This is a genomic window from Fibrobacter sp. (genome assembly GCF_017545445.1).
GTDB lineage: Bacteria > Fibrobacterota > Fibrobacteria > Fibrobacterales > Fibrobacteraceae > Fibrobacter.
In genome coordinates, this window is record NZ_JAFWOM010000082.1 from 1 (window position 1) to 3,390 (window position 3,390).

The window sequence follows — 3,390 nt, forward strand, 5'->3', positions numbered from 1 at the left end:
ATCCCTGCTTCTGCTTGTGACGGGGGTTCTTCGAACAGATGATACGCAATACACCCTTGCGACGGATGATCTTGCAGTTTTCACATCTGGGTTTGATGGAGGCTTTGATTTTCATAGGTTTGACCTTCTTTTGTAATACCTATTACTTGTAACGGTAAGTAATTCGCCCGCGATTTAAATCGTACGGGGAAATCTCGACCAACACTTTGTCGTCCGGCAAGATTCTAATAAAATGCCGGCGCATTTTTCCTGAAACGTGAGCCAGGATTTCGTGACCATTTCCGAGCTGAACACGGAAGAAAGCGTTGGGAAGAGCTTCCAACACAACGCCTTCTACTTGTATACCTTCTTCTTTAGCCACTAGGATGCCATCCTGCCGCGGATGCGGCCACGTTTCAAGAAACCTTCATAATTCTTGGTATGCAGCTGGGCTTCGAGCTGGCGAAGCGTATCCAGAGCAACACCTACCACGATCAGGACCGAGGTACCCCCAATATAGAAACTCATATTGAGAGCGTCTTTCAAGTGCAGGGGAACGACGCTGATAAAAGCGAGGTAGAGGGACCCTGGCAATGAAATTCTGGTCAAGACATGGTCAATATATTCTGCTGTCTGCTTACCTGGGCGCACTCCCGGAATAAACCCACCGCTTCTCTTGAGGTTTTCGGCAATGTCGTTCGGGTTGTACTGGATTGCCGTGTAGAAGAAGGTGAAGAATATGATGAGGAGGGCATCAACTACGCTGTAGGAGATATGACCCGGAATAAATGCAGTAGCAAAAGCCTGCATGGCAGACACATTCGGGAACCAAGATGCGACCATGGCCGGAATGAACATGATGCAGCTTGCGAAGATCACGGGAATCACGTTAGCGGTGTTCACCTTGAAAGGCAAATAGCTAGCCTGACCACCCAAGACCTTGTTTCCGACGGTCCTGCGAGGACTTTGGAGCGGAATGCGACGGGTCGCCTGCTCGACGAAAACGATGAAGCCGACAATAACCACCACAATCGCAATGATGAACACTTCGATAGCGAGCGGCTGGATGCCTTCTTTCCACATTTCCGTTTCGGCTAATATGGCCCGCGGAAGGCCACTGACGATACCGGCGAAGATGATAAGAGAAATACCGTTGCCCACACCGTGCGAAGTAATCTGTTCGCCCAAATACATCAGGAGAACCGTACCTGCGGTGAAGGTCAACGTTGCAAGGATTCGGAAGCCCATGTTTCCGGCACCGGACGCAAAGTCGTCCGCAAGAGCGGAGATGCCAGTACCGGCGGCTGTCGTCACCTTGAGGTTAGAAAGCCAGACAGAAATGCCCCATCCCTGCAAGGCGGAAAGGACCACCGTGAAGTATCGGGTGTACTGGTTCAACCTGGCGCGACCTTCTTGACCTTCCTTCTGGAGCATCTGGATAGCCGGAATGACCGAACCCATCAACTGAAGGATGATGCTTGCGCTGATGTACGGCATGATACCGAGGGCAAATACAGTCGCCTTAGCGAATGCACCTCCGGTAAACGAATCGTACAGGCCAAACAAGTTATTCGAATTTTTGAAGTATTCTGCGAGAACCGCAGCATTTACTCCGGGGATGGTGATGTGAGAACCAATGCGATAAACAATTAAAAGACCAAGCGTAAAAAGGAGCTTTTTACGCAGGTCTTCAATCTTAAAAGCATTGATGAACGCATCGATGGCTTTCTTGAGTGCTTCCATTAGATGATCTCAACTTTGCCGCCAGCAGCTTCAATGGCAGCCTTTGCCTTTTCGCTGATAGCGTTAACCTTTACGTTGATAGCCTTGTCGATAGAACCAAAAGCGAGAACCTTGACCGGCAGTTCGACGCTCTTGATGAAGCCGAGGTCAGCGAGGACCTTAGCGTCGAAATCAACAGTGCTAACTGCGGCGAGCTTCTTCAAGTTCACGATCTGGAATTCAATACCAGCGTGCTTGAAGCCGCGCTTCGGGATACGACGGTGAATCGGCATCTGGCCGCCTTCGAAGGCGACACGACCGGCCTTGGCACTCTTACGGGCGCCAGCACCTTTCTGACCACGACCAGCAGTGGTGCCCCAGCCAGAACCCGGACCACGACCGATGCGCTTGCGGCTCTTGCCCTTGGCAGCCTTGCCAGGATTGAGAGTATTGAGTTCCATCTTAGATCTCCTCGACCTTGACCATGTCCTTCACGGCATTGATCATGCCCTGGATGGACGGAGTCAAATTGTGTTCAACAGTTTGTCCGATCTTGCGGAGACCGAGTGCGGCCACGTTTGCGCGGTGCACCGGAAGGCGACGGACGATACCCTTGATCAAAGTAATACGAACTTTTTTCATTGAGTATTACTCCTTAGGCTTCAAAACCGCGCAACTTGGCGCAGTCCTGTTTGTTCTTCTGAGAAAGCAGGCCTTCCAGGCAAGCGCTGACGACAGTGCTCGGGTTGGAAGAACCGTGAATCTTCGTGAGGATGTTGCGCACACCGGCGAGTTCGAGAACAGCACGGGCAGCAGCACCGGCGATAACACCAGTACCCGGAGCAGCCGGCATGAGGAGGATGCGGGTAGAACCGCTCTTCACTTCGATGTCGTGCGGGATGGTGCCGTCCAGAAGCTGGACTTCGACGATGTTACGCTGAGCGGCTTCAGTGCCCTTGCGGATAGCTTCGGAAACTTCCTTAGCCTTGCCGAGACCGACACCGACCTTGCCGTTCTTGTTGCCGACGACAACGAGAGCGGAGAAGGACATACGACGGCCACCCTTGACAGTCTTAGCGCAACGGTTGATGTGTACAACCTTGTCTTCAAATTCAGAAACTTGAGCTTCGCGTTCCAAAGTGTACCCCACTAGAATTTGAGTCCGCCTTCACGAGCTCCCTCAGCGAGAGCCTGAACGCGACCGTGATAGATGTAACCGCCGCGGTCGAAGACCACGGATTCAACGCCCTTGGACTTGGCGACTTCAGCAATCTGGAGACCAAGCTGCTTAGCCTGCTCCGTCTTCGTCATTTCGCCAAACTTGCCCTGGAATTCCTTGGCAGTCGTGGAGACCTGAGCGATGGACTTGCTGTTTTCGTCATCAATAATCTGGGCGACCATGTGAGACAAGGAACGGCGAACGGCCAAACGAGGGCATTCTGCAGTTCCGACAACAGACTTGCGCACACGAGCGTGGCGTGCGATTCTGGACTGGATTCTTTTCTTAGCAATTGCAGTCATAGTTTACCCTTATTTACCTGTCTTCTTACCCTGCGTGCGACGGATGATTTCGCCAGCGTACTTGATGCCCTTGCCCTTATACGGTTCAGGACGACGGTACTTGCGAATCTCGGCGGCAGCCTGGCCAACCTTCTGCTTGTCAATACCCTTGATGGAAATCTTCAGCGG

Annotated in this window: 8 protein-coding genes; all 8 read right to left on the minus strand. The window is 52.2% G+C overall.

What is annotated here, in order from left to right; translation table 11 throughout:
• A partial coding sequence (gene rpmJ / locus IKG78_RS09800; RefSeq protein ID WP_014546097.1) for a 50S ribosomal protein L36 occupies positions 1-115 on the minus strand: 115 nt, incomplete at its 3' end.
• A 27-nt stretch (positions 116-142) separates the two neighbouring features.
• Positions 143-361 carry a translation initiation factor IF-1 gene (infA, locus tag IKG78_RS09805; RefSeq protein WP_014546098.1) on the minus strand — a complete coding sequence of 73 codons (219 nt, stop codon included), beginning with the start codon at positions 359-361 and terminating at the stop codon, positions 143-145.
• Positions 361-1,722, minus strand: a complete 1,362-nt coding sequence (gene secY, locus IKG78_RS09810; RefSeq protein ID WP_290942847.1) for a preprotein translocase subunit SecY — start codon at positions 1,720-1,722, stop codon at positions 361-363. Before secY ends, infA begins: the two co-directional genes overlap by 1 nt.
• Positions 1,722-2,162 carry a 50S ribosomal protein L15 gene (rplO, locus tag IKG78_RS09815; RefSeq protein ID WP_290942849.1) on the minus strand — a complete coding sequence of 147 codons (441 nt, stop codon included), beginning with the start codon at positions 2,160-2,162 and terminating at the stop codon, positions 1,722-1,724. The genes secY and rplO overlap by 1 nt, the downstream gene beginning before the upstream one ends.
• A gap of 1 nt (position 2,163) precedes the next feature.
• Entirely contained in the window at positions 2,164-2,343 is a 180-nt protein-coding gene (gene rpmD, locus IKG78_RS09820; protein WP_014546101.1) for a 50S ribosomal protein L30, read from the minus strand.
• A 13-nt stretch (positions 2,344-2,356) separates the two neighbouring features.
• The gene (rpsE, locus tag IKG78_RS09825; RefSeq protein ID WP_015732010.1) at positions 2,357-2,839 is read right to left on the minus strand and encodes a 30S ribosomal protein S5; all 483 of its coding nucleotides are present in this window, start codon (positions 2,837-2,839) and stop codon (positions 2,357-2,359) included.
• Positions 2,840-2,850: 11 nt separating this feature from the next.
• On the minus strand, positions 2,851-3,222 hold the full coding sequence (rplR, locus tag IKG78_RS09830) for a 50S ribosomal protein L18 (protein ID WP_290942851.1): 372 nt from the start codon (positions 3,220-3,222) through the stop codon (positions 2,851-2,853).
• 9 nt (positions 3,223-3,231) lie between these two features.
• On the minus strand, positions 3,232-3,390 hold a 159-nt coding region (gene rplF / locus IKG78_RS09835), incomplete at its 5' end, for a 50S ribosomal protein L6 (protein ID WP_290942853.1).